We start from the raw sequence: 25670 nt of genomic DNA, 5'->3' as shown, positions 1-25670 counted from the left end.
GCCATGGGCCGGCACGTGATCGTGGCCGACCTGGGATTCGGCGACGCGGGCAAGGGCACCGTCGTGGACTGGTTCTGCTCACGGGGGCCGGAACCAGTCGACGCGGTCGTGCGGTTCAACGGGGGCGCGCAGGCGGCGCACAACGTGGTCGCCCCGGACGGGCGGCACCACACGTTCGCCCAGTTCGGGTCGGGGACGTTCACGCCCGGAGTGGCGACGCACCTGTCGCGGTTCATGCTCGTCGACCCGCTGGCCCTCGCCTCCGAGGCCGATCACCTGCGGACGCTGGGGACACCCGACCCGCTGGCCCGGCTCACGGTCGACCGGGACGCGCTGTTGACCACGCCGTACCACCGGGCCGCCAACCAGGCACGGGAGGCGGCCCGGGGCCAGGCCCGGCACGGCTCGTGCGGCATGGGCATCGGCGAGACGGCGTCGTACGCGCTGGCCCACGGCGACGCGCCGCGCGCGGGCGACTGCCTCTCCCCCGGCCGCCTGCGGTACCGGCTCGCCGCGCTCCGCGACTGGTATCTGGAGACGTTTCCGCAGGGTTCGGACGGCAGCGGCGGGCGGGTGCCGTCGGTCGAGGAGTGCCTCGCGGTGTTCCTCGCGTTCGGGGAACGGGTCCGGATCGTCGGCGGCGAGCATCTCCGGACGCTGCTGCGCACGGGGAACGTGGTCTTCGAGGGCGCGCAGGGCGTGCTGCTGGACGAGTGGCACGGCTTCCACCCGTACACCACCTGGTCGACGACCACCTTCGCGAACGCGGAGACGCTGCTCGCCGAGGCGGGTGCCACCGGCACACGGCTGGGCGTGCTCCGGACGTACGCGACGCGGCATGGCCCCGGGCCGTTCGTCACCGAGGACCCGGCGCTCACCACGGACCTGCCGGACCGCCACAACGGGCCGGGACGCTGGCAGGGCGCCTTCCGCGTCGGCCATCTCGACGCGGTGACGCTGCGCTATGCCCTCGACGTGGTGGGCGGCGTCGACGGGCTGGCGCTCACCCATCTCGACCTGCCCCGCGAGCGCGCCGACCTGCTGGTGTGCCGGGCGTACGAGATCGGCGGGCGGCGCGTGGAACGGCTGCCGGCCGGCCCGCCGGGCGACCTCGTACGGCAGGCCGCGCTGACGCGGCGCCTGCTCACGGCGCGCCCGGTCTACGAACCCCTCGGCGACGCGGTGGCAGCGATCGCCAAGGTGGAGGAGATCTCGGGGGCGCCTGTCAGGTTGCGCTCGTACGGTCCGGCCGCCATCCATAAGTCCTTCACCGGCTCGCTCTACCCCGGCGCTCCTACGACCAGGTGAGGGGAAGCGTGTCCAGTCCGAGGAGACCGTAGGCGTGCTCGACCGCCTCGGCATCGTCGGGAATCCGGTAATCCGGTATCCGGCGGTGCCACTCCTCCAGCGCGATCCTGATCTCCAGGCGCGCCAGATGTGCGCCGAGGCAGCGGTGCGCCCCGGCTCCGAAGGCCAGGTGCCGGTTGGGCGTCCGGTCGAGGACGACCCGTTCCGGCTCGGGGAAGACCGCCGGGTCGCGGTTGGCCATGGTCAGCGGGAGCATCACCATCTCGCCCGCCTTGACCGGGCACCCGGCGACGGTGACGTCACGCGTCGCCTTGCGTCCCGGCAGAACGACCGAATACGCGCGCAGCAGTTCCTCGATCGCCGAAGGCATGATCGCGGGGTCCTCGCGCAGCCGCGCGCGGTCGCCGGGGTGCGTCGCCAGGTGCCAGAAGGCGTACGACAACTGCGCCGTCACCGTGTCGAGCCCGGCCATGAACATCAGCAGGCAGAACGCCAGCAGATCCTCGTCGGAGATCGGCTCGCCGTCGATCCGCCACGACACGGCCGCGCTCACCAGGTCGTCGCGCGGCTCGGCCCGCCGCTCGCCGATCAGCTCGGCGAACATCTCCGTCACCTTGCCCATCGCGGCGAGACGCGCCGCGTTGGCGTCCGGCGGGGCGTGCAGGATGGCGCGCTCCCACTCCAGGAACGTCTCCAGCCGCTCGACCGGCAGCCCCATCAACTCCAGGAAGATGACCGACGGATACTTCACGGCGAAGTCGGTGACGAGATCGCAGGAGCCGCGATCCGCCAGTCCGTCGATGAGACCGGCGCAGTGCTCGCGGATCCGGCCCTCCATCGCCTTGGCCGTGGCCGGGGTGAAGTGCGGGCGCAGCAGCCGCCGCCAGGGCGTGTGCTCGGGCGGGTCGAGCATCTCGGGAATCCAGCGGTAGCGCGGCTCCGGATCGAGCACGGTCACCGAGCGGTTGGAGAACGTCTCCGCGTCCTGGAAGGCGGCCAGGATGTCCTCGTGCCGCGTCACCACCCAGAAACCGCGGCCGAACGTCGAGTGGAAGCCGGGATGCGCGTCGCGGAGCCCGTCGAGGAGCCCGGCCGTGGTCCCGACAGGGCGGGTGCCCGCCAGCGGGTTGAAGTCGATCCGCGGATGCGTCGTGGCCTGCTGTGCCGCGTCCCGCTGTACCGTGTCCTGCCGCGTCGTGTCCTGCTGCGTCACCCGGGTGCCTCCGCTCTCAGAGTCTTCGGTGTCTCAGGTCTTGCGGCCGACGCCGCAGAAGAACCAGGTCGGCAGGTCCTGCCGGGGCGTGACGCCCTCGGGTGGGCGCCATTCGGTGAGCCGTACCAGGCCCGGTTCGAGGAGCTCGAAACCGTCGAAGAAGCGCCGGATGGCGCTGTGGGTCCGCAGCGTCATGTCGGTGCTGGCGCGCCGGTAGACGTCCGCGCCCGCCTCCGCGTTCTCGGCGTGGTCGGCGGCGGTGATGTGCGAGATCACCAGATGGCTGCCCGGCGCCATCGTGTCGCGCAGCCAGGCCACGATCTTCCAGGGGTCCTCCTCGTCGCGCACGCAGTGCAGGACGGACACCAGCAGGATCGCCACCGGACGGGCGAGGTCGATCAGCCCGGTCAGCTCGGGCGAGCCGAGGATCTCGTCCGGCCGGCGGAGGTCGCCCTGGATCACCCTGGTGCCCGCGGCGCCCTGGAGCAGCGCGCGGCCGTGCGCGAGCACGACCGGGTCGTTGTCGACGTAGACGACGTGCGCGCCCGGCGCCGTCCGCTGCGCGACCTCGTGGGTGTTCTCGAGCGTGGGAAGGCCGGCCCCGATGTCGACGAACTGGCCGATCCCCGCGGGACCCGCCAGGTGGCGGACCGCCCGCTGGAGGAAGGCGCGGTTCTCCTGGGCGAGGGCGGGCGTCTGCGGCGCCACCCGGAGCACCTGGTCGGCCAGGGCGCGGTCGGCCGCGTAGTTGTCCTTGCCTCCGAGGTAGTAGTCGTACATGCGGGCGACGTTCGGCACGTTCAGATCGACGCCGCCAGGCCCTTGGCAGCCGTCCATCAGCATCACCCCGACCGGGAACCGGGCATCGCCGCGTTGACTTTTCACTTGATCTTACGAGCTACGGCGAGGTTTCCACCATGGCCGCACGAGAAGCCTCTGCCAGGATCGGTCCATGCTCCAGGTGTGCCCCAACGGTCCCCTCGCCCGCTCCGTGCCGCTCACGCCCGGCGAACTGGCCGTCTCCGTGCGCGAGGCGGTCGTCGCGGGCGCCGAGGACGTCCATCTGCATCCCAAGGCCCCGGACGGCACCGACTCCCTGCACCCCGACCATGTCGCCGCGGCGGTGACGGCCGTCCGCGAGGCGGCGCCCGGAATCCGCGTCGGCGTCACGACCGGCGCCTGGGCGTGCCCGGATCCGCGCCGCCGCCTCGAACTCGTCGAGTCCTGGAAGGTCCTTCCCGACCACGCCTCCGTCAACTGGCACGAGGAGGGCGCCGAGCCGGTGGCCGACGCGCTGCTGGACCACGGCGTGGACATCGAGGCGGGCATCTTCTCCGGCGCCTCGTCCGCCGGCGCGGTCCGGCGTTTCCTCGCCTGGCCGTCCAGGCACCGTGTGCTGCGCGTGCTCGCCGAGGTGGTCGACCCCGATCCGGAGACGGCGCCCGCGACGGCCGCCGCCCTGCTTACCGAGCTGGCGCCGAACGAACGTCCGGTCCTGCTGCACGGCGAGCAGGGCGGCGCCTGGCCCGTCCTGCGCCTGGCGGCCTCACTCGGGCTGGACACGCGGATCGGTCTGGAGGACACGCTGCTGCTCCCGGACGGCTCCGCCGCGCCCGACAACGCCGCGCTCGTCAGAGCCGCCCGGGACATCCTCTCCGGGAACGCCGCCTAGCCCGGCCGGTCACACCAGGCCGGGGCCTGTTACGCCAGGCCGGGCACTCCGAGCAACTGGAGCCGCTCAAGGGCGGTCAGGCGTGAGGGCCGGCCGGAGGCCCCCGCGGCCCACTCGCGCCAGACCGGCCAGCGGTCCTGGTCGAAGCCCTCGTCGGAGTGGTCGGCGTCGGTGTCGATCAGGTCGCAGACGAGCCGCTTCCTGTCCTCGTCGACGATGCCTGGCCACTCCAGGTACTCGATCGACCAGGCGAGCCGCTTGTGCCCGCCCTTGGAGGAGTGCCGGAGGTGCACGTCGAACGCCAGCACGTCACCGGGCTCGGTCTCCAGGACCGTGTCCGGCGTGGGAAGTCCCGGCCGGAAACCCTGGTTCGCGGGGTCCCGGGACAGGTACCGCTCGACGCGGCGGGCGAACGCGGGCTCGTGCGAGCCCGGGAGAACGCGCAGCGCCCCGGTCTCGGCCGTCCTCGCGTCGAGGTGCACGAGGAACTTCACCCCGCGGACGTCGGGCCCGATGTCGGTGTGCCAGCCGGCGTTGGCCGTGAAGCAGACGGCCATGCCGGGCGTCGGCACCATCGGTGAGCCGGTCAGTTCGGTGGCGCCCTGGAAGAACCGCGGATCGTCGGCGACCAGGGACTGCGCGAACGGCGCCCGGTCCACCGTCAGCGGCAGGTAGTCCCCCGAGATGCCGCCCTCGTCGCCGGGATCGGTGCCGAGCCCGCCGAACGCGGCGGTCAGCTCGGTGGTCACCTCGGCGCGGAGGCGGGCGGCCTCGGCGGTGGTGAGCAGGCCGCGGAGCACGACGAAGCCGAACGCCTCGTAGTGCGCGACGTCGGTGTGGCTGAACAGCTGTGACACGTGTGTTACTCCTTGCTCGTCTCGTACGGGTCGTGGACACGTCCGAGACGGCGGGGGAGCACGCGCGCGTCAGCGTCAAGTGAAACCGGTCGTCATGATCCTCACCCTAACCCGCGTCGGCATCGGCATGGGTGATCAACCAGGTGTAGACGACCATGTGCAGCTCCAGGCGCTGGGCCGGGTCGGCCAGGTCGGTGCCGAACAGGGCCTCCAGCTGGCGCATCCGGTAGCGGATGGTCTGCGGGTGGACCCGCAGGCGGGCGGCCACCTCGGTCGCGTTGAAGCCGCATTCGAGGGCGGCCAGCAGCGTCTCGGCCAGGCGGCGGCGGTGGGCCGGCCGGGCGTCCTGGAGCGGGGCCAGCCGGCGGGCCGCGACACGTTCGACCAGGTCGCGGTCCTGCATCAGGAGCATGACCGGCAGGTGCTCCTCGGCGATCACCGGGCTGGGGTCCGAGATGATGCCCCGGCGGGTCAGGTCCAGGGCGTGCCGGGCCCAGCGCAGCGAGGTGCGGACGTCGGTGACCTCGGCGGTCGGGCCGATCGCGGCGATCCAGCCGCGCAACCCGTTCTTGAGGAGCTGGCGGCGGCCGGGGCCGTCGGGGTCCGGCAGGATCAGGAACGGCTCGTCGACGTGCAGCCCGACCAGGACGTCCGGGGGCAGGCTCGGCCGCCCGGTGTTACGGCCTCGTTCGACCAGGGCGATCGCGGCGACCGTCTGGGGCACCGGCCAGCCCGCCGCGCCGGCCAGTTCCTTGATCGTGCGCAGCTGGGGCGCGTCGCCGGCCAGCAGTTCCAGCAGGCGGCGCCGCCCGCCCTCCACCTGCCCGGCGGCCCGCGCCGAGGCCTCGGCATGGCCCTCGGCGACGGCGAGGGCGATCTGGTCCAGATAGGCGAAGACCGCCTGGGCGACCATGCCGGTGGCGGTCGGCGTGAACCCCTGGCTCTGCCGTTCGGACTCGGCGGTGAGCCGCTGGACCGCGATGCCGGCGCCGATCCGCATGGCGGCCTGCCAGGTGTCGAGGCTGCGGCCCTCCTTGGCCTCGCCGACGCCGATCTGCCGGTGGAACTCCAGGATCTCGTCGGACGGCGTATCGGGCTCGATCATGAGGTCGACGAAGTGCCCGATCACCCATTCGACGGCCTGCCCGATCACCTCGGCGTACCGCGGATCGTGGGGGCGCACGTACTCCGGCAGCTCGCGCTCGATCTCGCGGACCGCCTCTGCCGCGATGCCGGGCACGTACTTGCGCAACGCGGCGGCCTTGGCGGGCACGCCTTCGACGGGCAACCGCAGATCGATCAAGCGACCCGATGCACCCAAACGCCGTCACCTCTCGTCGTCGGAGACAGCTTGCCGTGAAATTACGGCAAGCTACTTGTAACCGACGCAACATCAATTGCTCAAGAGGCACGGTGAGGCAAAACATCGGTCCGGTCGCCGTGGGGCCGCGCGTTCAGCGGACGAGACCCGTCTGACGCCAGAGCGGACCGGTGACCAGGCCGAGTTCGGCGAGAAAGGGAACGATCTTCTCGCCCATCCAGAACCGGGTGTCCCGGTGGTGGGGATTGGCCAGGGCGAGCTCGCGCCCGGCGCGCGGTGGAATGCCGACGCTGCGATAGACCTCCGGATCGATCATGTATTCCATCGCCGCGGTGGCCCCGACGGCCGCCACCAGACGGTGCGCCGACCGGCGGGCCCGGCCGGCGCCCGCCATGCTCCGCACGAGCTCCTCCCGCGCGTAGCGCACGTGGCGCGCCTCCTCGACGACGTGGATGCGGCTGATCGGCCGCACGATCGGCTGGACGCGCTCGTCGTCCATCGCGGCGCGCTGGAAGGTCATCGACCTCCTCACGACCCTCTTCATGGCCGCCTACCGCGAGTACGCCCGCGAAGTGTCCTGACACGCGGGATCCCCGGCGCCGTCGGCCCGGCGCCGGGGATCCCAGCCTTCCGGGGACTAGTAGACGCTCACGCCGTAGACGCTGAGCGGTTCGGTGACGGGCTGGAAGAACGTGGTGCCGCCGGTCGAGCAGTTGCCGCTGCCGCCGGAGGTCAGGCCGAGGGCCGCGGAGCCGGCGAACAGCGAGCCGCCGCTGTCACCGGGCTGCGCGCAGACCGTGGTCCGGATCATGCCGGTCACGGTGCCCTGCGGGTAGCGCACGGTCTGGTTGAGCGCGGTCACGCGTCCGCTGCGCACCTGCGTGGTGCTGCCGCTGCGGCGGACGGACTCGTTGACGACCGCGTTGCGCGCCGTGGTGATGTCCTGGGTGCCGGGGTAGAGGTAGACGTCGCCGCCCTTGGCGATCGTCGTGTTGGTGTAACGGACGATGCCGTAGTCGTTGCCGGGGAAGCTGGACCCGGTCCGGGTGCCGAGCACGGTCCCGCCCGAGGCCGACCAGGTGGCACCGATGTTGGTGCAGTGGCCGGCGGTCAGGAAGAACGTGGTGCCGGCGCTGTTGCGCACGTTGAAGCCGAGAGAGCAGCGGGAGCCTCCGGTGTAGATGGCCTGGCCACCGGAGATCGTCAGGTTGAACGTGCCGGGGACGTGCTCCAGCCGGACGGCGGAGCCGTGCCGCGCGGCCGCCGCGCGCACCTTGGCGAGCCGCGCCCCGGTGACGGAGTCGTCGTAGGAGAGCACGACCTGGTTCGACGTCGAGTCCACGGCCCATGCCGTGCCGGACACCCTGACCGCGCGGTCGATGGCGTCGGTGACCTTCTTCAGGGCCGCGCCGCTGCGCAGGACGGTCTTGGGAACGGCACCGGCCGCGCGCACCTGCCGGGCGGCGTCGGCGTCGGCGACCGTGACGACGAGCTTGCCGCCGTCGAGGTACGAGCCGGCGCTGCGGGCGCCGAGCTTCTTGGCCAGGGACGTGGCCAGCGTGCTCGCGTCGGGCGCGGGGGACGGGGACGGGGGCGCCGCCTGCGCGGCAGGGACGGCGGTCAGCATGGCGGCGGCGGTGGCGGCCGCCAGGCTTACGACAGTGACGGGGCGGATGGGTCTCATCCTCACTGTGCCTCCAACGAGTCAAGGCAGGTCCGGGTGACATGCCCTGAGTCATGTGAATCGTGAAGAAGCCTCGTGTTGGCTACAAGGGGGAGAAATTGCTCAATAGCCTGACTTCCTCTGGCAAACCTGCGCAAGCCCCATGTCAGGGACAAATGGATCGTTCCGTCCCGGCCGCCCCGTCCGCTCGTGGCCGGATGCGGCCACGAGCGGGGGAACCAACAGCGTGACGAACAGTGTCACGCGTGTGCACTCGTGCGGGTGTGCTCACGCGGGGACGGCGCTGATCTCGCGCGTCCAGTGCCGGTGGAGGACCAGCGCGTTCACGAGTTCGTCGACGAAGGTCGCGCCGACGGGCCCGCGGCACGTGATGACGCCCTGGTCGGACACGACGCCCTGGTCGGACGAGGTGTCCTCGCCCGCCAGCCGGACGCCGGCCACCCGGGCGCGTTCGAGGAGGGCGATCCCGTCGTCCACCGCGGCGATCGGCTTGCAGTGCTTGAACGCCTCGGCCACGAAGTGCACGCTGTCCCCGTCCGCCAGGAGCGTGGCCACGGCATCGGCGCCACCTGGGACGAGCACCGCGTCGTAGGTGACCGAGGGCGCGGTGGGCAGGGCACGCGTGACCTCGATCCGCCCTCCGTTGGCGCTGAGCACGGAGCCGTCCTTGGCCGCGAGCACCTCCACCTGCGCGCCGGCCTCGGTCAGGGCGTCGCCGACGGCCCCGATGGCCCCGGAGTCGCTGCCGTCGGCCACCAGCACCGCGATCTTGCGGGCCTTGGCGCTGCCCGGCTGGCCGACCTGGCTGAGCGCGGGCGAGCCGCGATCGTGCGTGGTGACCCGGGCCTCCGGCGGTTCGACACCGATGCCTTCGGCGACCTTGACGGCCAGCTCGTGGTCGACCTGGTTGAGATGCTCGACCACGCCGGCGCGGACGTCCATGGCGACGACCTTGCCCAGCTCGAAACGGAAGGCCGAGACGATGTGGCCCTTCTCCCAGTCGGACATGCTGTTCCAGAAGAGGGTCGCCTGACCGTAGTGGTCGGCGAAGCTCTCGCTGCGCTTGCGGATCTTGTTGCCGTCGACCCGTTCCTGGTAGTGGGTGTACGCGCCGCTGCCGCCGACCGCCGGGCAGCCGCCCGACAGCGAGTTCTTGTGGTAGCTGGCCTGGCCCTGGTGGATCGCCATCTGGTGGTAGCCGTCGCGGTGGTGGTTGTGCACGTCGGCGACCGGCCGGTTGACCGGGATCTGCGTGAAGTTGGGCCCGCCGAGCCGGATGAGCTGGGTGTCCAGGTACGAGAACAACCGGGCCTGGAGCAGCGGGTCGTTGGTGAAGTCGATGCCCGGCACCACGTTGGCGGTGTGGAAGGCGACCTGCTCGGTCTCGGCGAAGAAGTTGTCGGGGTTGCGGTCGAGCGTCAGCAGCCCGACGCGCCGGACCGGGACCTCCTCCTCCGGCACGATCTTGGTCGGGTCGAGCAGGTCGAAGTCGAAGCGGTGTTCGTCCTCTTCCGGGATCAGCTGCAGGCCCAGCTCGTACTGGGGGAAGTCGCCGTTCTCGATCGAGTCCCAAAGGTCGCGGCGGTTGAAGTCGGGGTCCTTGCCGGCGAGCTTCTGCGTCTCGTCCCAGGCGAGCGAGTGCACCCCGAGCTTGGGCTTCCAGTGGAACTTCACGAACGTGCCGCGTCCCTCGGCGTTGACCAGCCGGAACGTGTGGACGCCGAATCCCTCCATCATCGCGTAGCTGCGCGGCACCGCCCGGTCCGACATCAGCCACATCATCATGTGCATGGTCTCGGGCTGGAGCCGCACGAAGTCCCAGAGCGTGTCGTGCGCCGACTGGGCCTGCGGGATCTCGTTGTGCGGCTCGGGCTTCACCGCGTGCACGAAGTCGGGGAACTTGATCCCGTCCTGGATGAAGAAGACCGGCATGTTGTTGCCGACCAGGTCGAAGTTCCCCTGCCGGGTGAAGAACTTCGTGGCGAACCCGCGCACGTCCCGGACGGTGTCGGCCGAGCCGCGCGACCCGGCGACGGTCGAGAACCGCACGAAGACGGGCGTGCTGATCGACGGGTCGCACAGGAACTCGGCGGAGGTGTACTCGGCGAGCGACTCGTACACCTCGAAGTGGCCGTAGGCGCCGGCGCCGCGCGCGTGGACGACCCGTTCGGGGATGCGCTCGTGGTCGAAGTGGGTGATCTTCTCCCGGAAGTGGAAGTCCTCCATGAGCGTCGGGCCGCGCTCCCCCACGCTCAGGGAGTTGTCGGTGTCGTCCACCACGATGCCCTGGTCGGTGGTCAGCCGGGTGCCGTCCGGCCGCACCCGATGGTGCTCCAGTTGCCGCTGCTTGTCATCGCCGAGCCCGCCCGGGTCCGTCATGTTGTTTCCTCCGACTCCGCGTGCCCTGTGCCTGTTTCGGCCGTCTGACAGCAGCGCTACCCGGAGATCCACCCGCCATGCGCCGCCCGTTTCCCGCCGGAGCCGCGGGTACGGGTGTGACGGGACATCGCGGAAGGTGAGGAAAGGCCTGTGATCGAAGGGATTTCGCGGTCGTACTGGATGGCGTCGAGTGAGCGGACGTTTTATCCAACCTTGACCGAGGACATCGAGGCGGACGTGGTGGTCGTCGGGGGCGGCATCGCCGGGATCAGCACGGCGTGGGAGCTGGCCAGGGCGGGCCGCTCGGTCGTGCTGCTGGAGGCGGACCGGATCGCGGCGGGCGTCACCGGCCACACGACCGGCCGGCTGTCGTCGGCACATCCCTGGATCTACGCGCCGCTCCGGGACTCGCTCGGCCCGGAGGCCACGCGGTCGTACGCACGGTCCCAGCAGGAGGCCGTCGAGCACGTCTGCCGCGTGGCCGGCGAGCTCGGCATCGACTGCGACCTGGAACGGCGCCCGTCACACGTCTACGTCGAGCCCGGGGAACGTGTGGACGATCTGAGGACGGAGGTCGAGGCCGTCCAGGAGGCCGGGCTGGACGTGTCGTTCGTGACCGAGACCAGCCTGCCCTACGACATCGCGGGGGCCATGCGCGTCGAGGACCAGGTGCAGTTCCATCCCCGCCGCTACCTGCTGGGCCTCGCCGAGGACCTGGTCCGCCGCGGGGGCCGGATCTACGAACGCACGCGGGTCGTGAGCCAGGAAGGGCCGCACCGCCTGTGCACCGACGGCGGACGGGCCGTCACCGCCGGCGACATCGTGATCGCCACCCTTTTCCCGCTGTTCGACCAGGGTCTTCTCACCTTCCGCTTGACGCCGCTGCGCGAGCTGGTGGTGGCCGCGCCGATCGCCGAGGAGGACGACCCCGGCGCGATGTTCATCACCCGCGAGGAGAACACCCGTTCGGTCCGGACCGCGCCCTACAAGGACGGGCAGCGGCTGCTGCTCATCACCGGCGAGTCCTTCCCTCCGGGCTACAACGACGTGGCCGACCACCAGCGGCGGCTCGTGGAGTGGACGCGCGAGCACTTCAAGATCTCCGAGGTGGACTACTGGTGGACGGCCCAGGACCTCGACACCGCCGACAAGGTCCCGTACGTCGGCCAGATGGACGAGCACCTGTACGTGGCGACCGGATACGCCCGGTCCGGCATGAGCCATGGCGTCATGTCGGGCCGCCTGCTCGCCGGGCTGCTCACCGGCGAGCGGGCGGAGTGGACGGACCTGTACGCTCCGCGCCGGGTCCATGTGGCCCGGGAGGCGATCCCCGTGCTCAAAACCGCCGCCTCGTACGGGCGCCGCGTCGTGACCGGCCGTGTCCGTCCCCGGCCCACGTCCGTCGAGGACATCGGCCCGGGCTCGGGTGCCGTCGTCCAGCGGCACGGCCGGCCCTGCGCGGTCCATCGCGATGACGACGGCGAGCTTCAGGTCTTGTCGGCCAAGTGCACCCATCTGGGCTGTGTCGTCGCCTTCAACGACACCGAGAAGGCGTGGGAGTGCCCGTGTCACGGCTCCCGGTTCGCGCCGGACGGGTCCGTTCTCCAAGGTCCGGCGACGATGCCGCTCAGAAGGCTCGACTCGGGCGAACCATCCGGCGGCCCGTCCGACGAATCAAACGAACAGGACGAACCGGGCGCATAGATCACGGAAGAGCGGGCAAGGTCGTCGGCGTACGACGATCGTACGGAAGGAGGGGTCATGGGATTCCTCGACAAGCTCAAGAACAAGGCCCAGAAGGCCAAGGGCCGGGGCAAGGAACAGGCCGGGCGCGACTCTGGCGACCCGTACCTGGAGTCCGAAGGCCGCAAGGACCGCGTGGCCGGAGGCGCCAAGCAGGTCGGCGAGCAGGCGAAGGACGCCGCCAAGGAGGCGCGTGACACCTTCAAGCGGTGATCTGAGGCCCCGCTGAGAAAGGCCCCTCGATGGCGAGGGGCTTTTCTCATGCTCCTCGCGCCGCTCGCGCTCCGGCTCGCGGCCACGCCGCTCGAAACAAACTTCGGCTTCCCTCTTGGCAACACTCCGTACTCGCGCAATGCTTCTGAGTTACCGATGCATCGGATTGCGAGGTCGCCATGAGGGACACCGCCGTCGACATGGTCGTCGTGGAGAGGGAACGGCACGTCACCGTGCTGCTCTCCGGCGAGATGGACCGCGTGTCCGCGCCCGCGGTGCGGTATCGCCTGCTCGACCTGGCGGGCGCCGCCGGCCGCCCGCTGGTGCTGGACCTGGCGGGAGTGTCGTTCTTCGACGCCGAGGGCCTGCGGGTCGTGTCGGCCGCCGCCCGCCGCTGCGACGAGCTCGGGATCGGTCTCGCCACCGTGGGCGTGCGCCCGTTCGCGGCCAAGATGTTCCGCCTGCTGCGGCTGCACGAGCGCATCCCGCTCTGCTCCTCCACCGAGGAGGCGCTCTGGTGCCTGCTGCCGATCACCGACGCCGACCTGGCCGACTGGCTGCGCGACTGACGCGGGGCTCAGGGCGGCCGAGGCCGATCAAGTGTCGGCCTCCTGGTCCGGCTGCATCACCTCGCGCACCACGATCTCGTTCAGCCTGCGTTCGACGATCGCGCCGACCGGCCAGTCACGGACCAGGATGCGCAGCTCGGCGGCCTCGTGCTCGGCGTAGGAGGAGTCGTAGCCCTGCTGCTCCAGGCTGGACCGGATCGCCAGGACGTAGTCGTCGTCGGAGAAGCCGGGAATCTCCCGGATCATGGCCGTCGTCGTGGCGCGGTGGGAGTTGAGCCCGGCGAAGGCGCGCCCGCAGCCGCACCCGCCGTCAGGGTCGGCCTGGTCGCGGGCGCAGGTCACGCCGATGTGCACCAGCTCGCCCTCGACGCACCAGTCGAAGTCGTTGTGACGGTGTCCCTGGGTGGCGTTCGTGGCGGTGAGGAGTTTCAAGGCCCGGCCCCCTTCGTGTCGCGCCCACCGTACGACGCGGGTCCGACATCCCACGCGCGATCGTGAGATCCCCGCTCGTGCGGGCCGGGCCGTCCTGACGTAGCGTCACGTTCATGAGCGATGTTCTGGTCCAGCGCGACGACGCCGTCACGACGATCACCATGAACCGGCCACAGCGCCGCAACGCCCTGTCCCGGGAGTTCCTGCTGGCGCTCACCGAGGCCTTCCGCGAGGCCGGCCGCACCGACGCCCTCGGGATCGTGCTGGCGGCGAACGGGCCGGTGTTCTCCGCCGGTCACGACTTCGCCGACATGGCCGGCGCCTCGCACGCCGACGTCCGCGGCCTCCTGCAGACCTGCGCCGAGCTCATGCGCACGATCCAGGCGGTGCCCCAGGTGGTGGTCGCCCAGGTGCACGCGCTCGCCACGGCGGCGGGCTGCCAGCTGGCGGTGACGTGCGACCTGGTGGTGGCGAGCGAGAACGCGGGCTTCGCGGCGCCCGGTGGCAAGGGCGGCTGGTTCTGCCACACGCCCATGGTCGCGATCTCGCACAACGTCGGCCGCAAGCGCGCGATGGAGATGGCCCTGACGGGTGACGTGGTCGACGCGCGAACGGCGTACGAGTGGGGCATGGTCAACCGGGTGGTGCCGGCGGCCGAGTTGGAGAAGGCCACCCGTGACCTGCTGGACCGCGCCACCCAGGGCAGCCCGCGCAGCAAGGCGCTCGGCAAGCAGGCCATGTACGCCCAGCTCGACCGTACGGAAGCGGACGCCTACACCTATGCGATCGAGGTGATGGCGGCCTCCAGCCAGACTCCGGAGGCGCAGGAGGGCATGACGGCGTTCCTGGAGAAGCGCCGCCCCCAATGGCCCGCCTGAACGAACAGGCGCCCAAGCGCGCCCACCCGCCCCAGCCGCCCGAACGGACCGCCCGCCTCAGCGTTTGAGCGGACCGGCCGCCTCAGCGTTCGAGCGGACCGGCCGCCTCAGCGTTCGAGCGGACGGGAATGCGTCAGCGGACCTGGACGGCCATCACGCAGATGTCGTCGGCCGACTCCTCGGCGTCCAGGGCCTGCATGACGCGTTCGACGGCGAGGACCGGGTCGGCGGCGTCACCGGTGTCGCGCCTGACCCGCCGGGCCACGCTCTGGACGGCGTCCAGCATGGCCTCGGTGAGTTCGTCGCGGTCGCGGCCCTGCCGGTCGAGGATGCCGTCGGTGTAGAACAGCACGATGTCGCCGGGCTCCAGCGCGGTCGTGGTGAGCGGGAACTCCGGCTCGTCCAGCACTCCGAGCATCGGACCGTGCGGCAGGTGGTCGAGCAGCCGTGCGCGCCCGTCCCGTACCAGCACCGGCGGCGGATGGCCCGCGCTGGTCCACGCCAGCTCCCGGCTCTCCGGGTCGACATGGCCGAGCGCCGCCGTCCCGGTCACGATCTCGCCGGGCACCATGTTGTTGACCAGCTCGTTCAACCACGTCGCCAGCTGGGGCGCCCCGGCACCGGTATAGGCCAGCCCAGCCAGGCCCGCGCGCATCGCGGTCATCATCGTGGTCGCCTCCAGGCCGTGGCCCATCGCGTCGCCGATCGCCAGCAGCACCCGGCCATCGGGCAGCCGCCGCGCCTTCCACCAGTCGCCGCCGACCCGGCCCGGCTCTCCGGCCAGGTACCGGACGGCGACCCGCAGCCCCGGAAACTCGATCAGGCCCTCCCGGACCGGGAGCAGCGCGCGCCGCAGCCGCCGGGCGATCCTGCGCTCCTCCTCGACGCGCCGCCGTTCGCGCAGCACCTCTTCCCGGGTCTCGTCGAGCGCCTGGGCGGCCCGGCGCTGCTCGGAGACGTCCATGGCCAGCGTGCGGATGGCGACGGTCCGGCCGGACGCGTCGGGCACCGGTTCGTGGAGCACCCGCAGATGGCGCGTCCCGTGGCGGCCCCTGATCCGGTACTCGCCGTCCACGGGCGTGCGCTGCTCGAACAGCGCACGGATGCGTTCCTGGACGGCGGGCAGATCCTCCGGGACGACGAACTTGGGAAGCTGGTCGAGCCGGAGCGGCCCATCAGCGGGGTCACGGTCGTACACCTCGTACAGCCGGGGCGTCCAGACGACGTCGTCGGTGATGAGGTTCCACTCACCCCAGCCGAGGCCGACGAGGCGCTCGGCCAGCGACCAGCGTTCGGAGAGCCGGTCGGCGTCACCGTGGTATTGCCATGACACCAGCAGTCCCTCGTGAAGGGGCGCGGCGCGAACGGTCACTTCTACGGGCTTGCCTTGGCCACCGGACCCGGCGGGGTACTCGGCGTAGGAACGGTGGAAGACCTGCCCCGTCTCGTAGGCGCGCACGTACTCGCCGAACACGCCGGACAGCAGCAGACCCGGACTGATGTCGAGGAGCCGCCGCCCGACAAGGCGATCGACGACCTCACCGTTCGCGAGCCGGGCCGTCTTGTTGGCCGCGCGCACCACGAGGTCGACGATCCTGCCATCGGACGCGCGTACCGGCTCCACGTAGATCGCGCCGGTCGGCACGGCCGCCAGCGCCCCGGCCATCCAGCCCGGAACGCCACGGACGTCGCCGCGCACGTCGTCGTCCGCGGAGAGCTCGCCCGGCCGTCCGGCGGTCGCGAGCCGGAGACCGGCCGCCTCGTTGCGGGCCTGGCGGCGGGCCAGCTCCTGCCAGGCCGCCACCTCGCTCCGCACCAGGTCGGCGGCCCCATCGTCCCGATCCGTCATCTGGTTCCCCGGGTCGGCTGCTCATGACGGTGCCAGCGTACGAACGAAAGGGACAAACAGGGATAAACACCGTTCCAACTCTCCATTGCCGCCGCCCCTGCAAGCACCGGGTCGATCACGAAAAGTAACGGCCTTGTAACCTGGAGCGACAGACTGGTTGACCACGAAATCGGGGGAACGTGGCCCACCGCCGCTCGTTCATCCTGCTGGCGCTCGTCGCCCTGGCCTTCGCGGTGACGCAGGCGGCGGTCGGCGGCCTGCGCGTGCCGCTGGACCTCGACGAGGCCGTCTATCTGAGCCAGTTCTCGTCCAGCGTGCCGACCATTCCCTACGCGGCGCACCGAGCGCCAGGCCAGGGCCTGGCAGCCGCTCCGGTGGTGCTCCTGACCTCCTCGGTCCCCGTCATCCGGGGCTACCTCATCGGGCTGTCGGCCGTCCTCCTCGTCGCGGCGTACCTTCCCTGGCTCAAGGTGACGCGCGCCGCCCCGCTGGCCGCCGCCCTCTTCGCGTCCACCTGGATCTCTCTCCGCTTCGCCGGAGCGGCACTGCCCAACCACCTGGTCGCCCTCGGGGCCATCGCCGCTGCGGGGTTGCTGGTCCGCGACAGCCGCGTGGCCCTCGCCATGGTCTTCGCGGGCCTGGCCCTCCTGCGGCCCACCGACGCCGCCTACATCGGCGTCCCTCTCCTGGTCGCGGCCCTGCTGAAGCGCCGCCGGGCCGCGGCCGCCGCGATCTGCGCGGGTCTGGCGGCGGGCGGCCTGTGGTGGCTCATCGAGGCGTACGCGCGGTTCGGGAGCCCCACGACGCGGCTGGGCGCCATCGCGTCGATCAACGGCACCGACGGCCTGCACTTCGAGCTGCTCCGCTACTGGGCCGCCATGGACGGCAACGAGACCTGCCTGCCGACCACCGCCGACTGCGGCCCGATCACGTTCGCCTCCGGCCTGTGGTGGATCGGCGGGGCGATCCTGGTCGCCCTGGGCTTCCACGCCGCGCGCCGAGCCCCGATGATGAGCGCGGTCGTGATCTGCACGGTCACGGCCGCCGTCTTCGCGGCGGCCTACCTGGTCCTGTCCGACTGGGCGGTGCCGCGCTACATCCTGCCCGTCTTCGCGCTGCTCTCGATCCCCGCCTCCGAGGGCCTCAGGTATCTGGCGCGGTGGAGGCCGGCCGTGGTGCTGGCGGCGGCCGCCGTGCTCGCGCACGTCACGTTCCAGATCGCCACGGCCGCCCGGGCCACCGACTCCGCGACCGAGGCCCTCACCCCGTTCGTGCGCGCCGCCGAGGCCCTCCCGGTCACCGGCCGCTGCGCCGTGATCGGCCGCTTCGGCCCGCAGATCGCGTTTCAACGCCGCTGTCACGCCGCCGACATGCACGACGGCATCGAGCCCCGCGACTCCTACGGCGACGTCACCCGGGCCAACATCGCGCGCCTGCGTGCCCAGGGGCTGCGCGTGATCGCCACGACCCGTCCCCGGCTGCCCGAAGCCGCCTCCTGGCGGACCGTCCCGGTCCCGGGCACGCGGCTGACCCTCTACCTGTCCCCTTGATCGGGGACGACGGCAGACCTGCGCGCACCCTGCCGAGTAGGGCGGGCGGGACTCGAACCCGCGACCCAGGGATTATGAGTCCCCTGCTCTGACCAGCTGAGCTACCGCCCCTTGGGCGGACCCGTGGACCGCTGTGACCAGGACTGGGCGCGCCGCGGGCCATGATAGCGGCGCGGTCTTTCCCGAGGCCACCGCGAAGACAGTCATCCGACTCAGGGATGGCGGCGATGTCATACCTGGTGGCGAGTGACGCGGATGGTGACCGGTCGGTAGGGTCCGCCTATGCCCAGTATCCCCGGCCGCATCATCGCCCTGGTAATGGCCCTTTTCGCGCTGACGGCGGTCAGCGCGTGCTCGGGCGGAGACGACGAGCCGAGCAAGCCCGCCGCGAACCAGCCCGACGGGGCGCCCACGCTCAAGCAGGCCTCCACCGCGATGGCCGGTCTCAGCAGCGTGGCGTTCACCCTCGCCACCGAGGGCAAGCCCCCGATCATGGTCAAGAGCGGTGACCTGAAGCTGCTCAAGAGCGGCGACGCCGAGGGAACGCTGCAGATCACGCAGAGCGGCCAGGCCGTCGAGATGAAGATCGTCGCGGTCGGCGCGAGCATCTACGTCAAGGGCGTGACCGGCGGCTGGCGGCAGGTGCCCAAGGCCATGGCGGCGACGCTGTACGACCCGTCGGCGGTGCTCGATCCGGACCGGGGCATCTCCAAACTGCTCACGACCATGACGAACGCCAAGGTCGAGGGCACCGAGAAGGTGAACGGCAAGGACGCCGAGCGGGTACGGGCGACGCTGCCCAGGGACTCGCTCGGCGGGCTCATCCCAGGGATCACCTCCGACATCGACGGCCAGGTGTGGATCACCAAGGCCGACCACCGGCTGGTGAAGGTCAAGGCGAACATCCCGCCGGCGGCGGGCGGCGGCGACAAGGGCTCAGTGATCATCAACTTCACCGAGTTCAACGCCCCGTACACGTTCAGGGCGCCGAAGTAGGCCATGGCCGACCGCCGGATCGCCATCGGCGTGGGCGGCACCGTCGTGCTGCTCGCCGCGCTGGACGCGTACGTCATCACCACGATCCTCGTCACCGTCGTCCAGGATCTGGGCATCCCGATCAACCGGCTGGAGCGGATCACGCCGGTCCTGACCGGGTTCCTGCTCGGCTACGTCGCGGCCATGCCGCTGCTCGGCCAGCTGTCGGACCGCTTCGGCCGGCGCGCGGTGCTGCAGTCCTGCCTGGCGTTCTTCGCGCTGGGGTCGGCCGTCACGGCGTACGCGAAGGGCGTGCCGCTGCTGACGACGGGACGGGTGATCCAGGGCGTCGCGGGCGGCGCGTTGCTGCCGGTGACCATGGCGCTGGCCGGTGACCTGTGGGAGGAACGGCAGCGTCCAGTGGTGCTCGGCACGCTGGGCGCCGCGCAGGAGCTGGGCAGCGTGCTCGGCCCGCTGTACGGGGTGGCCGTCGCGGCGGCGTTCGACGACTGGCGCTGGATCTTCTGGATCAACCTGCCGCTGACGGCGGCGGCCATGGCGGCGGTGCAGTTCTCTGTGCCAGGCGGGCGGTCGCGCGAGGCCGAACGCGCCCGGGTGGACGTGGTCGGCGGGTCGCTGCTGGCACTCGGCCTGGGATTGCTGGTCGGGGGCCTCTACAACCCCGAGCCGGACGAGTCCGCGTTGCCTCCGTGGGGTCTGCCGGTGGTCGGCGCCGGCGTCGTGGTGCTGGTGGGCTTCGTGGTGTGGGAGGCGCGGGCGCGGACGAAGCTGCTCGACCTGACGGGGGTGCGGCGCGGGCCTCTGTTCGCGACGCTCGGCGTGAGCCTGCTGTCGGGCGCGGCACTGATGGTCACGCTCGTGGACGTGGTGCTGGTCGCGCAGACGCTGCTGGAGAAGGACTCGGTGGACGGCGCGCTGATGCTGACCCGGTTCCTGGTCGCGCTGCCGGTCGCGGCGGTGGCGGGCGGCTACGCGGCCCGGCGGGTCGGTGACCGCTGGCCCATGGTGGCCGGGATGGCGATCGCGGCCGTGGGCTTCCTGCTGATCTCCGGCTGGCCCGCCGACCTGGAGAACGCCTCGTACGGGCCGATCCCCCGGATGGACGCCGACCTGGTGGTGACCGGGCTGGGGCTGGGGCTCGTGATCGCGCCGGTGTCGTCGGCCGTGCTGCGGTTCGTGCCGGCGGCGCAGCACGGGGTCGCGTCGGCGGCCGTCGTGGTGGCGCGGATGATGGGGATGCTGCTGGGGATCTCGGCGCTGTCGGCGTGGGGGTTCTACCGCTTCCGTTCGCTGACCGCCGACCTGCAGATGCCGCTGCCGTTCGACGAGGGGTTCGCGCAGAAGCTGACCGCCTACAAGGCCGCGCTGCAGGACGCGCTGCGCACCCAGTACCAGGAGATGTTCTGGGTGACGGCGGGGTTGTGCGTGCTCGGCGCCCTGCTGGCGCTCGCGGTCACCGTACGGAACGAGGACCCCGGAACGCCGGCCTCTTCCCGCGACGAACTCCTCACCCGGTGACGTTTATTGGCGCGATGTCCGATTGAGTCGAATCTCGACGGGCAGTCCCATACGGCCCCCTCTTCTATGACGACGGGACGGTACTGCCATGGAGCGGCTGAGCGGCCTGGACGCCGGATTCTTCTTCGCCGAGTCGGAGAACACTCCCCTGCACATCGCGTCGGTGACGGTCTTCGAAGGACCGGCCCCGTCGTACGGGGAGGTGATCCGCGCGGTCATCGCCAAGCTCCCGCGGGTGCCCCGCTACCGCCAGCGCGTCCGGACCGTGCCCCTGCATCTCGGCCGCCCGATCTGGGTCGACGATCCGCACTTCAACATCCTCTACCACGTCCGCCACACCGCCGTCCCGGCGCCCGGCGAGCCCGAGCAGCTGCGCAACCTCGCCGGGCGGGTGTTGTCGCAGCGGCTCGACACGGCCAAGCCGCTGTGGGAGATCTGGCTGGTCGAGGGCCTGTCGGAGGGACGCTGGGCGCTCATCACCAAGGTGCACCACTGCGTGGTCGACGGGGTCGGCGGTGTCGACCTGATGACCACGCTCTTCGACCTGTCGCCCGACGCCGAGCAGCCCGCGGCGGGCGAGCTGCCCGAGCCCGCGCCGCAGCCGTCGTCGGCCGCGGTGCTCGCCGACACCGCCCGGACGGCCGTCGCCGAGCCGGTGCGGCAGCTGGCCGCGGCGCCCAGGGCCGCGCGGCGGCTGCTGAGCACGCGCACGCTGCGCGGCCTCGGCATCGACGCGCCGACCGCGATCGGCCGGCTCGCGCGGCCCTCGGCGAGCTCGCTCAACGGATCGATCGGCCCGCACCGCCGCTGGATGTGGATCCACGCGGACCTCGACGAGATCCGCACGGTGCGCAAGGCGTTCGGCGGCACCGTCAACGACGTGATCCTGACCGCCGTCAGCGGCGGGTTCCGGGAGCTGCTGGCCGGGCGGGGGGAGCTCACGGACAACACGAGGGTGCGCACGCTCGTCCCGGTGTCGGTACGGGCGGAGGCCGAACGCGGCGAGCTCGCCAACAAGGTCTCCGGCGTCCTGGTCAACCTACCGGCGGGCGAGGAGGACCCGCGACGCCGCCTGTTCAAGGTCCGCAGCCAGATGAACGACGTGAAGCGCACCCACCAGGCCGCGGGCGGCGAGGCGCTCGGCAGGCTCGCCGGGTTCGCCCCGACGCTGATGGCGCTGGGGTCGCGGTACGCGCTGAGCCACAGCCAGCCGCTCGTGCAGACCGTGGTGACCAACGTGCCCGGCCCGCCCTTCCCGCTGTACGTGCTCGGGCGCAGGCTCGTCGGGCTCTACCCGTTCGTTCCGCTGGCGATGGGCCTGCGGGTCGGCATCGCGATCTTCTCGTACGAGGGACGGCTGTCGTTCGGGCTCACCGGCGACTTCGACGGCATGCCCGACCTGGAGGTGCTGGCGAACGGTATCCGCGCCGCCTTCGACGAGCTCGTCAAGCAGGCCGCCGAGGTCTGACGGAGGTCTGACGGCGCGTGCCTGCCCGCTTCGGCAAACCCGCGTGGAGCGATTGTCCGGATGTGGCCACACCGGCCCGGTCCCGCCATCCACGACCTACACACTCGTCACGCCACCGACGTTTGTGGTGGTTAGCGTGACAAGCCGATTTCCTTCCGGAGATTCCGGGCTTACCAGACAGTAGCCCTCCCCGGAGTGACAGATGTCAGGTCGAGTCAGGAAATTTGTCAGGAATCGAGCCCGGGTGTTCAGTGGGAGCGCCGCCCCCGAAACCCAGCGACACCCTTCCCCCGACCCGGCGGCAGAGAGACGGTGAGGCCGTGCATCGGATGAGCGGACTGGACGCCAGCTTCTATCTATTGGAGGACGAGAACACCCCTTTGCACGTGGCCTCGGTGATCGTGTTCGAGGGGCCCGTGCCCTCGTACGGCGACCTGGTCCGGGCGATCGTCGCCAAGCTTCCGTTCGTGCCGCGCTACCGCCGGCGCGTGCGCTCGGTGCCGTTGCACCTCGGCAGGCCCGTCTGGGCCGACGACCCGCACTTCCAGGTGCTCTACCACGTCCGGCACACGGCCCTCCCCGCTCCGGGCACCGACGAGCAGCTGCGCAACCTCGCCGGGCGGGTGCTCGCCCAGCGCCTCGACCCCGGCAAGCCGCTCTGGGAGATCTGGCTGGTCGAGGGGCTCACCGACGGCCGCTGGGCGATGATCGCCAAGGTGCACCACTGCATGGTGGACGGGGTCGCCGGCATGGACCTGGCGACCGTGATGTTCGACCTGTCCCCCGACCACGAACCGCCGGGCGAACCCGAGGAGTGGACGCCCGAGCCCGAGCCGTCCGCGCTGGACCTGCTGCGCGACTCCGCACAGCGCGCCGTGACCCAGCCCCTCGGCGTGGCCCGCGACCTGGCACGCGGCCTCGGGGTGCCCGGCCCGCCCGGCCTCGACAGCGTGATCCGTGTGCTCGACGGCGGTCCCGCCCGGCTCGGCACGCCCCGTCCCGGCGGCGAGCTGCGCGACTTCGCCCTCGGACTGAGCCGTGCCACCGCGCGCTTCGTCCATCCGTCCGCCGGCTCGCTCAACGGGCCGATCGGCCCGCACCGGCGCTGGTGCTGGCAGCAGCTGCCGCTCGGCGAGGTCAAGGCGGTCCGCAAGGCCCTCGGCGGCACGGTCAACGACCTCGTGCTCGCCGCCGTCACCGCCGGGTACCGCGACCTGCTGAACGCCCGCGGCGAGCTCACCTACGACACCTGCGTGCGATCGGCGGTCCCGGTGTCGGTCCGCCGCGAGGACGAGCAGGGCGAGCTCAACAACCGCGTCGCCGCGGTCTTCGTGAACCTGCCGGTCGGCGTCGACGACCCGCTGGAACGCCTGCGCCGCGTCCGCGAGCAGACCGACGACGTCAAGGGCAGCAACCAGGCCGCCGGTACGAAGGCCCTGGCCCGGCTGACCGACGCGGCCGTCGCGCCCGCGTTGCTCTCGCTGGCCGCGCGGCTTCCGGTCCGGCTCCACCAGGACCTGGTCCAGACCGTCACGACGAACGTGCCCGGCCCGGCCTTCCCGTTGTACGTGATGGGCCGCAGGGTGCTGGAACTGCATCCGTACGTGCCGCTGACGGGCGGCATCCGGGTGGCGACGGCGATCGTGTCCTACTGCGGGCAGCTTCACTTCGGCATCACGGGCGACTTCGACGCGATGCCCGATCTGGACGTTCTCTCCAAGGGCATCGTGGGCGGTTTCAACGAACTGGTCGAAGAGGCCGCCAAACGCTGACGCCGCAGGGTAAAAAGCTCCGCCGGGCCTGTGCCGATCACGTATCGCCGGAATATCCTGGGAAAGACTGGCTAAAGGCCTCTTACCGGGAGCGTACTCTCCGGGGAGGTGACGAGATGCGCAGGCCCGGCGCCCATTACGGGTGCTCGCCCATGCGGCGGCTATGGCGGCGGCTCGGGCTGGAACGCAACGAGCTGCGCAGGCGGATCGACCGCGTCCAGCGCCTGGCGGCCCTGGGGTTGCTCGCCCTCTTCCTGCTGGCCGCGCCACCCGTCGCCGGTTGGTGCGCGAGCTGGTCGTACGACTCGGGACTGCGGGCGGAACGGGCCGAGCACGCCGAACGCCGGCAGGTCCTCGCGACGGTCGTGTCCACCGGCGGCGTCGGCAGCACCGGTGACCGCTATGTCCACGAGACCGTGCACGCCAGGTGGACCGCTCCGGACGGCACGGCGCGCACCGGCTCGCTGCCGAGCTGGAAGGGCGCCAAGCCCGGCGTGACCAAGCGGATCTGGGTAGACCACAAGGGCACCGTCGCGATCCGCCCGCGGCCGCACAGCCGGACGGTCACCGACGCCGCCTATGCCGCGCTCGCCGCCACGACGGCCGTCGGTATCCCGATCCTGGCCGCGTACGGCCTACTCAGACGACGTTTCGACCGCGTGCGCGCCGCCGAATGGGAGGCCGCCTGGGCCCGCATGGACACCGACGCGGGCCACAACCGCCCCTCCTGACCAACACCCGCCGACACCCCCTCGCGGTCTTTTCGTTGTCGCGGGGGTCAGTGTTTACTTATTCGCATGGCTGAACCGCGGGTGGTGATCGTCGGGGCGGGCATGTCCGGGCTCTGCATGGCGATCGAGCTCAGGCGGGCGGGGGTCCGCGACTTCACGATCTACGAGAAGGCCGGCGCGGTCGGCGGGACGTGGCGCGACAACACCTATCCGGGGCTGACCTGCGACGTGCCGTCGCGCTTCTACCAGTTCTCGTTCGCCACCAACCCGGACTGGACGCACCTGTACTCCCCCGGCCCCGAGATCCGGGCGTATCTCGACCGCATCGCCGACCGGTACGGCGTTCGGGAGCACATCGTGTTCGGCACCGAGGTCACCGCCGCGTGCCACACCGGTGAACGCTGGCGGATCGAGACCTCGACCGGCGCCGGTGACGAGGCCGACTTCCTCGTCACCGCGACCGGCGTGCTGCACCATCCGCGCTACCCCGCCATCCCGGGGCTCGACACGTTCGCGGGTGCGGCGTTCCACTCCGCCCGCTGGGACCACGACGTCCCGCTCAGGGGACGCCGCGTGGCCGTGGTCGGCACCGGCTCGACCGGCGTGCAGATCACCACCGACCTCGCGGGCACCGCGGGCCGGCTGCTGCTCTTCCAGCGCACCCCCCAGTGGATCCTGCCGGCGCGCAACCGGCCGTACGGGCGGCTCACCCGGGCCGCGCACCGGAGGCTGCCCGTGCTCGACCGGCTCGGCTACCGCTGGCACGAGTTCGTCATCAGCAAGGTGCTGTCCGAGGCCATCATCAGGCCAGGCTGGCAGCGCAGGTTGATCGGCGCGCTCTGCCGCCGCAACCTGGAGAGGGTCGCCGACCCCGAGCTGCGCCGCAAGCTGACGCCGCCGGACCAGCCGATGTGCAAGCGCCTCATCGCCTCCGGCGGCTTCTACGAGGCGGTGCAGCGCGACGACGTCGAGCTGGTCAGCGACGCGATCTCGCACGTCGAGCCGCGCGGCATCGTGACCGTGGACGGCCGCCTCCACGAGCTCGACGTCCTGGTCCTCGCCACCGGCTTCGACGCCCACGCGTACGTCCGGCCGATGCGGCTCGTCGCGCCGGACGGCCGGACCCTCGACGAGGCCTGGCGGGACGGCCCGCACGCCTACCGCACCGTGGCCATGCCGGGCTTTCCCAACCTCTTCTTCCTGATGGGTCCGCACAGCCCGATCGGCAACTACTCCCTGACCGCGATCGCGGAGGCCCAGGCCGCCTACATCGCCGGCTGGATCCGCCGCCACCGCGCCGGGCTGGTCACCACCATGGCGCCCAGGCGCGAGGCCACCGACGCCTTCAACGAGGAGATGCGCAAGGCCCTCCCGCGCACGATCTGGACCAGCGGCTGCTCCAGCTGGTACCTCGGCAAGGACGGCCTGCCCGAGCTGTGGCCGTGGACGCCGCGCGAGCACGCCCGCATGCTCGCGTCCCCGGCGTTCGACGAGTTCGACGCCCGGCGGTAGCGCGT

22 protein-coding genes and 1 tRNA gene are annotated in these 25670 nt (G+C 71.5%); 13 read left to right on the top strand and 10 right to left on the bottom strand.

Features of this window, described 5'->3' with window-relative positions; all coding sequences use genetic code 11:
• Nucleotides 1-3: 3 nt before the first annotated feature.
• Entirely contained in the window at nucleotides 4-1308 is a 1305-nt protein-coding gene (locus ABD333_RS03505) for an adenylosuccinate synthetase (protein WP_344537582.1), read from the top strand.
• Here the strand turns inward: ABD333_RS03505 and ABD333_RS03500 are convergent.
• Together ABD333_RS03500 and ABD333_RS03495 are read right to left on the bottom strand one after the other, a co-directional pair.
• On the bottom strand, nucleotides 1295-2521 hold the full coding sequence (locus tag ABD333_RS03500; protein ID WP_344537581.1) for a cytochrome P450: 1227 nt from the start codon (nucleotides 2519-2521) through the stop codon (nucleotides 1295-1297). The genes ABD333_RS03505 and ABD333_RS03500 overlap by 14 nt on opposite strands.
• A gap of 33 nt (nucleotides 2522-2554) precedes the next feature.
• Nucleotides 2555-3358: an SAM-dependent methyltransferase gene (locus ABD333_RS03495; RefSeq protein WP_344537579.1), complete on the bottom strand. Its 804-nt coding sequence runs from the start codon at nucleotides 3356-3358 to the stop codon at nucleotides 2555-2557.
• Between the two features lie 115 nt (nucleotides 3359-3473).
• Between ABD333_RS03495 and ABD333_RS03490 the strand changes: the two genes are divergently transcribed.
• Nucleotides 3474-4193 (top strand): 3-keto-5-aminohexanoate cleavage protein, encoded by a 720-nt coding sequence (locus ABD333_RS03490; protein WP_344537578.1) that lies wholly within the window; start codon nucleotides 3474-3476, stop codon nucleotides 4191-4193.
• 29 nt (nucleotides 4194-4222) lie between these two features.
• Here ABD333_RS03490 and ABD333_RS03485 read toward each other — a convergent pair whose 3' ends face one another.
• The 5 genes from ABD333_RS03485 to ABD333_RS03465 all read right to left on the bottom strand — a co-directional run bounded on the left by ABD333_RS03485 (nucleotide 4223) and on the right by ABD333_RS03465 (nucleotide 10434).
• Nucleotides 4223-5050 carry a phytanoyl-CoA dioxygenase family protein gene (locus tag ABD333_RS03485; protein ID WP_344537576.1) on the bottom strand — a complete coding sequence of 276 codons (828 nt, stop codon included), beginning with the start codon at nucleotides 5048-5050 and terminating at the stop codon, nucleotides 4223-4225.
• A gap of 106 nt (nucleotides 5051-5156) precedes the next feature.
• The gene (locus tag ABD333_RS03480; RefSeq protein ID WP_344537574.1) at nucleotides 5157-6353 is read right to left on the bottom strand and encodes a PucR family transcriptional regulator; all 1197 of its coding nucleotides are present in this window, start codon (nucleotides 6351-6353) and stop codon (nucleotides 5157-5159) included.
• A 151-nt stretch (nucleotides 6354-6504) separates the two neighbouring features.
• Nucleotides 6505-6891 carry a diiron oxygenase gene (locus ABD333_RS03475; protein WP_344537572.1) on the bottom strand — a complete coding sequence of 129 codons (387 nt, stop codon included), beginning with the start codon at nucleotides 6889-6891 and terminating at the stop codon, nucleotides 6505-6507.
• Nucleotides 6892-7008: 117 nt separating this feature from the next.
• On the bottom strand, nucleotides 7009-8055 hold the full coding sequence (locus tag ABD333_RS03470) for a S1 family peptidase (protein ID WP_344538828.1): 1047 nt from the start codon (nucleotides 8053-8055) through the stop codon (nucleotides 7009-7011).
• Between the two features lie 267 nt (nucleotides 8056-8322).
• Complete coding sequence (locus ABD333_RS03465) at nucleotides 8323-10434, bottom strand: catalase (protein ID WP_344537570.1); 2112 nt, start codon at nucleotides 10432-10434, stop codon at nucleotides 8323-8325.
• Nucleotides 10435-10647: 213 nt separating this feature from the next.
• On the opposite strand from ABD333_RS03465, the gene ABD333_RS03460 reads away from it, so the two are divergent.
• The 3 genes from ABD333_RS03460 (at nucleotide 10648) to ABD333_RS03450 (ending at nucleotide 12959) form a co-directional block, all read left to right on the top strand.
• Nucleotides 10648-12138: an FAD-dependent oxidoreductase gene (locus ABD333_RS03460; RefSeq protein WP_344537568.1), complete on the top strand. Its 1491-nt coding sequence runs from the start codon at nucleotides 10648-10650 to the stop codon at nucleotides 12136-12138.
• A 57-nt stretch (nucleotides 12139-12195) separates the two neighbouring features.
• Nucleotides 12196-12390, top strand: a complete 195-nt coding sequence (locus tag ABD333_RS03455; RefSeq protein ID WP_344537566.1) for a CsbD family protein — start codon at nucleotides 12196-12198, stop codon at nucleotides 12388-12390.
• Nucleotides 12391-12569: 179 nt separating this feature from the next.
• The gene (locus tag ABD333_RS03450) at nucleotides 12570-12959 is read left to right on the top strand and encodes an STAS domain-containing protein (protein ID WP_344537564.1); all 390 of its coding nucleotides are present in this window, start codon (nucleotides 12570-12572) and stop codon (nucleotides 12957-12959) included.
• Nucleotides 12960-12986: 27 nt separating this feature from the next.
• Here ABD333_RS03450 and ABD333_RS03445 read toward each other — a convergent pair whose 3' ends face one another.
• On the bottom strand, nucleotides 12987-13391 hold the full coding sequence (locus ABD333_RS03445) for a DUF7715 family protein (RefSeq protein ID WP_344537562.1): 405 nt from the start codon (nucleotides 13389-13391) through the stop codon (nucleotides 12987-12989).
• 113 nt (nucleotides 13392-13504) lie between these two features.
• Here ABD333_RS03445 and ABD333_RS03440 point away from each other — a divergent pair, with 113 nt between their 5' ends.
• On the top strand, nucleotides 13505-14269 hold the full coding sequence (locus ABD333_RS03440; RefSeq protein ID WP_344537561.1) for an enoyl-CoA hydratase-related protein: 765 nt from the start codon (nucleotides 13505-13507) through the stop codon (nucleotides 14267-14269).
• 133 nt (nucleotides 14270-14402) lie between these two features.
• Here the strand turns inward: ABD333_RS03440 and ABD333_RS03435 are convergent, their stop codons facing one another.
• A complete protein-coding gene (locus ABD333_RS03435) occupies nucleotides 14403-16118 on the bottom strand; it encodes a PP2C family protein-serine/threonine phosphatase (RefSeq protein ID WP_344537560.1) in 1716 nt (571 codons plus the stop codon).
• 179 nt (nucleotides 16119-16297) lie between these two features.
• Here ABD333_RS03435 and ABD333_RS03430 point away from each other — a divergent pair, with 179 nt between their 5' ends.
• Nucleotides 16298-17668 carry a hypothetical protein gene (locus tag ABD333_RS03430; RefSeq protein WP_344537558.1) on the top strand — a complete coding sequence of 457 codons (1371 nt, stop codon included), beginning with the start codon at nucleotides 16298-16300 and terminating at the stop codon, nucleotides 17666-17668.
• Nucleotides 17669-17705: 37 nt separating this feature from the next.
• Here ABD333_RS03430 and ABD333_RS03425 read toward each other — a convergent pair.
• Nucleotides 17706-17779, bottom strand: a tRNA-Ile gene (locus ABD333_RS03425).
• Between the two features lie 171 nt (nucleotides 17780-17950).
• Here ABD333_RS03425 and ABD333_RS03420 point away from each other — a divergent pair.
• From ABD333_RS03420 to ABD333_RS03395, 6 genes are all read left to right on the top strand, one after another.
• Nucleotides 17951-18664 (top strand): LppX_LprAFG lipoprotein, encoded by a 714-nt coding sequence (locus ABD333_RS03420; RefSeq protein WP_344537556.1) that lies wholly within the window; start codon nucleotides 17951-17953, stop codon nucleotides 18662-18664.
• Between the two features lie 3 nt (nucleotides 18665-18667).
• Nucleotides 18668-20182, top strand: a complete 1515-nt coding sequence (locus tag ABD333_RS03415) for an MFS transporter (protein ID WP_344537554.1) — start codon at nucleotides 18668-18670, stop codon at nucleotides 20180-20182.
• Nucleotides 20183-20270: 88 nt separating this feature from the next.
• Nucleotides 20271-21650: a WS/DGAT/MGAT family O-acyltransferase gene (locus tag ABD333_RS03410; RefSeq protein WP_344537553.1), complete on the top strand. Its 1380-nt coding sequence runs from the start codon at nucleotides 20271-20273 to the stop codon at nucleotides 21648-21650.
• A gap of 329 nt (nucleotides 21651-21979) precedes the next feature.
• The gene (locus ABD333_RS03405) at nucleotides 21980-23422 is read left to right on the top strand and encodes a WS/DGAT/MGAT family O-acyltransferase (protein ID WP_344537551.1); all 1443 of its coding nucleotides are present in this window, start codon (nucleotides 21980-21982) and stop codon (nucleotides 23420-23422) included.
• 116 nt (nucleotides 23423-23538) lie between these two features.
• A complete protein-coding gene (locus ABD333_RS03400; protein ID WP_344537549.1) occupies nucleotides 23539-24153 on the top strand; it encodes an Rv1733c family protein in 615 nt (204 codons plus the stop codon).
• Between the two features lie 66 nt (nucleotides 24154-24219).
• Entirely contained in the window at nucleotides 24220-25665 is a 1446-nt protein-coding gene (locus ABD333_RS03395; protein WP_344537547.1) for a flavin-containing monooxygenase, read from the top strand.
• Nucleotides 25666-25670: the final 5 nt, after the last annotated feature.

Source organism: Actinomadura fulvescens (assembly GCF_039533225.1).
In the GTDB taxonomy this organism is placed as follows: Bacteria; Actinomycetota; Actinomycetes; order Streptosporangiales; family Streptosporangiaceae; genus Spirillospora; species Spirillospora fulvescens.
The sequence above is the reverse complement of the archived record's forward strand: the minus strand, read 5'-3'. Positions and strand labels throughout refer to the sequence as shown.

Bases quoted from the DNA above. Each gene is read 5' to 3' on its own strand.
- ABD333_RS03505 (WP_344537582.1), top strand. From the start codon at position 4: ATGGGCCGGCACGTGATCGTGGCCGACCTGGGATTCGGCGACGCGGGC.
- ABD333_RS03495 (WP_344537579.1), bottom strand. From the start codon at position 3,358: ATGGACGGCTGCCAAGGGCCTGGCGGCGTCGATCTGAACGTGCCGAAC.
- ABD333_RS03490 (WP_344537578.1), top strand. From the start codon at position 3,474: ATGCTCCAGGTGTGCCCCAACGGTCCCCTCGCCCGCTCCGTGCCGCTC.
- ABD333_RS03475 (WP_344537572.1), bottom strand. From the start codon at position 6,891: ATGACCTTCCAGCGCGCCGCGATGGACGACGAGCGCGTCCAGCCGATC.
- ABD333_RS03470 (WP_344538828.1), bottom strand. From the start codon at position 8,055: ATGAGACCCATCCGCCCCGTCACTGTCGTAAGCCTGGCGGCCGCCACC.
- ABD333_RS03465 (WP_344537570.1), bottom strand. From the start codon at position 10,434: ATGACGGACCCGGGCGGGCTCGGCGATGACAAGCAGCGGCAACTGGAG.
- ABD333_RS03455 (WP_344537566.1), top strand. From the start codon at position 12,196: ATGGGATTCCTCGACAAGCTCAAGAACAAGGCCCAGAAGGCCAAGGGC.
- ABD333_RS03450 (WP_344537564.1), top strand. From the start codon at position 12,570: ATGAGGGACACCGCCGTCGACATGGTCGTCGTGGAGAGGGAACGGCAC.
- ABD333_RS03440 (WP_344537561.1), top strand. From the start codon at position 13,505: ATGAGCGATGTTCTGGTCCAGCGCGACGACGCCGTCACGACGATCACC.
- ABD333_RS03435 (WP_344537560.1), bottom strand. From the start codon at position 16,118: ATGACGGATCGGGACGATGGGGCCGCCGACCTGGTGCGGAGCGAGGTG.
- ABD333_RS03420 (WP_344537556.1), top strand. From the start codon at position 17,951: ATGCCCAGTATCCCCGGCCGCATCATCGCCCTGGTAATGGCCCTTTTC.
- ABD333_RS03415 (WP_344537554.1), top strand. From the start codon at position 18,668: ATGGCCGACCGCCGGATCGCCATCGGCGTGGGCGGCACCGTCGTGCTG.
- ABD333_RS03410 (WP_344537553.1), top strand. From the start codon at position 20,271: ATGGAGCGGCTGAGCGGCCTGGACGCCGGATTCTTCTTCGCCGAGTCG.
- ABD333_RS03405 (WP_344537551.1), top strand. From the start codon at position 21,980: ATGAGCGGACTGGACGCCAGCTTCTATCTATTGGAGGACGAGAACACC.
- ABD333_RS03400 (WP_344537549.1), top strand. From the start codon at position 23,539: ATGCGCAGGCCCGGCGCCCATTACGGGTGCTCGCCCATGCGGCGGCTA.
- ABD333_RS03395 (WP_344537547.1), top strand. From the start codon at position 24,220: ATGGCTGAACCGCGGGTGGTGATCGTCGGGGCGGGCATGTCCGGGCTC.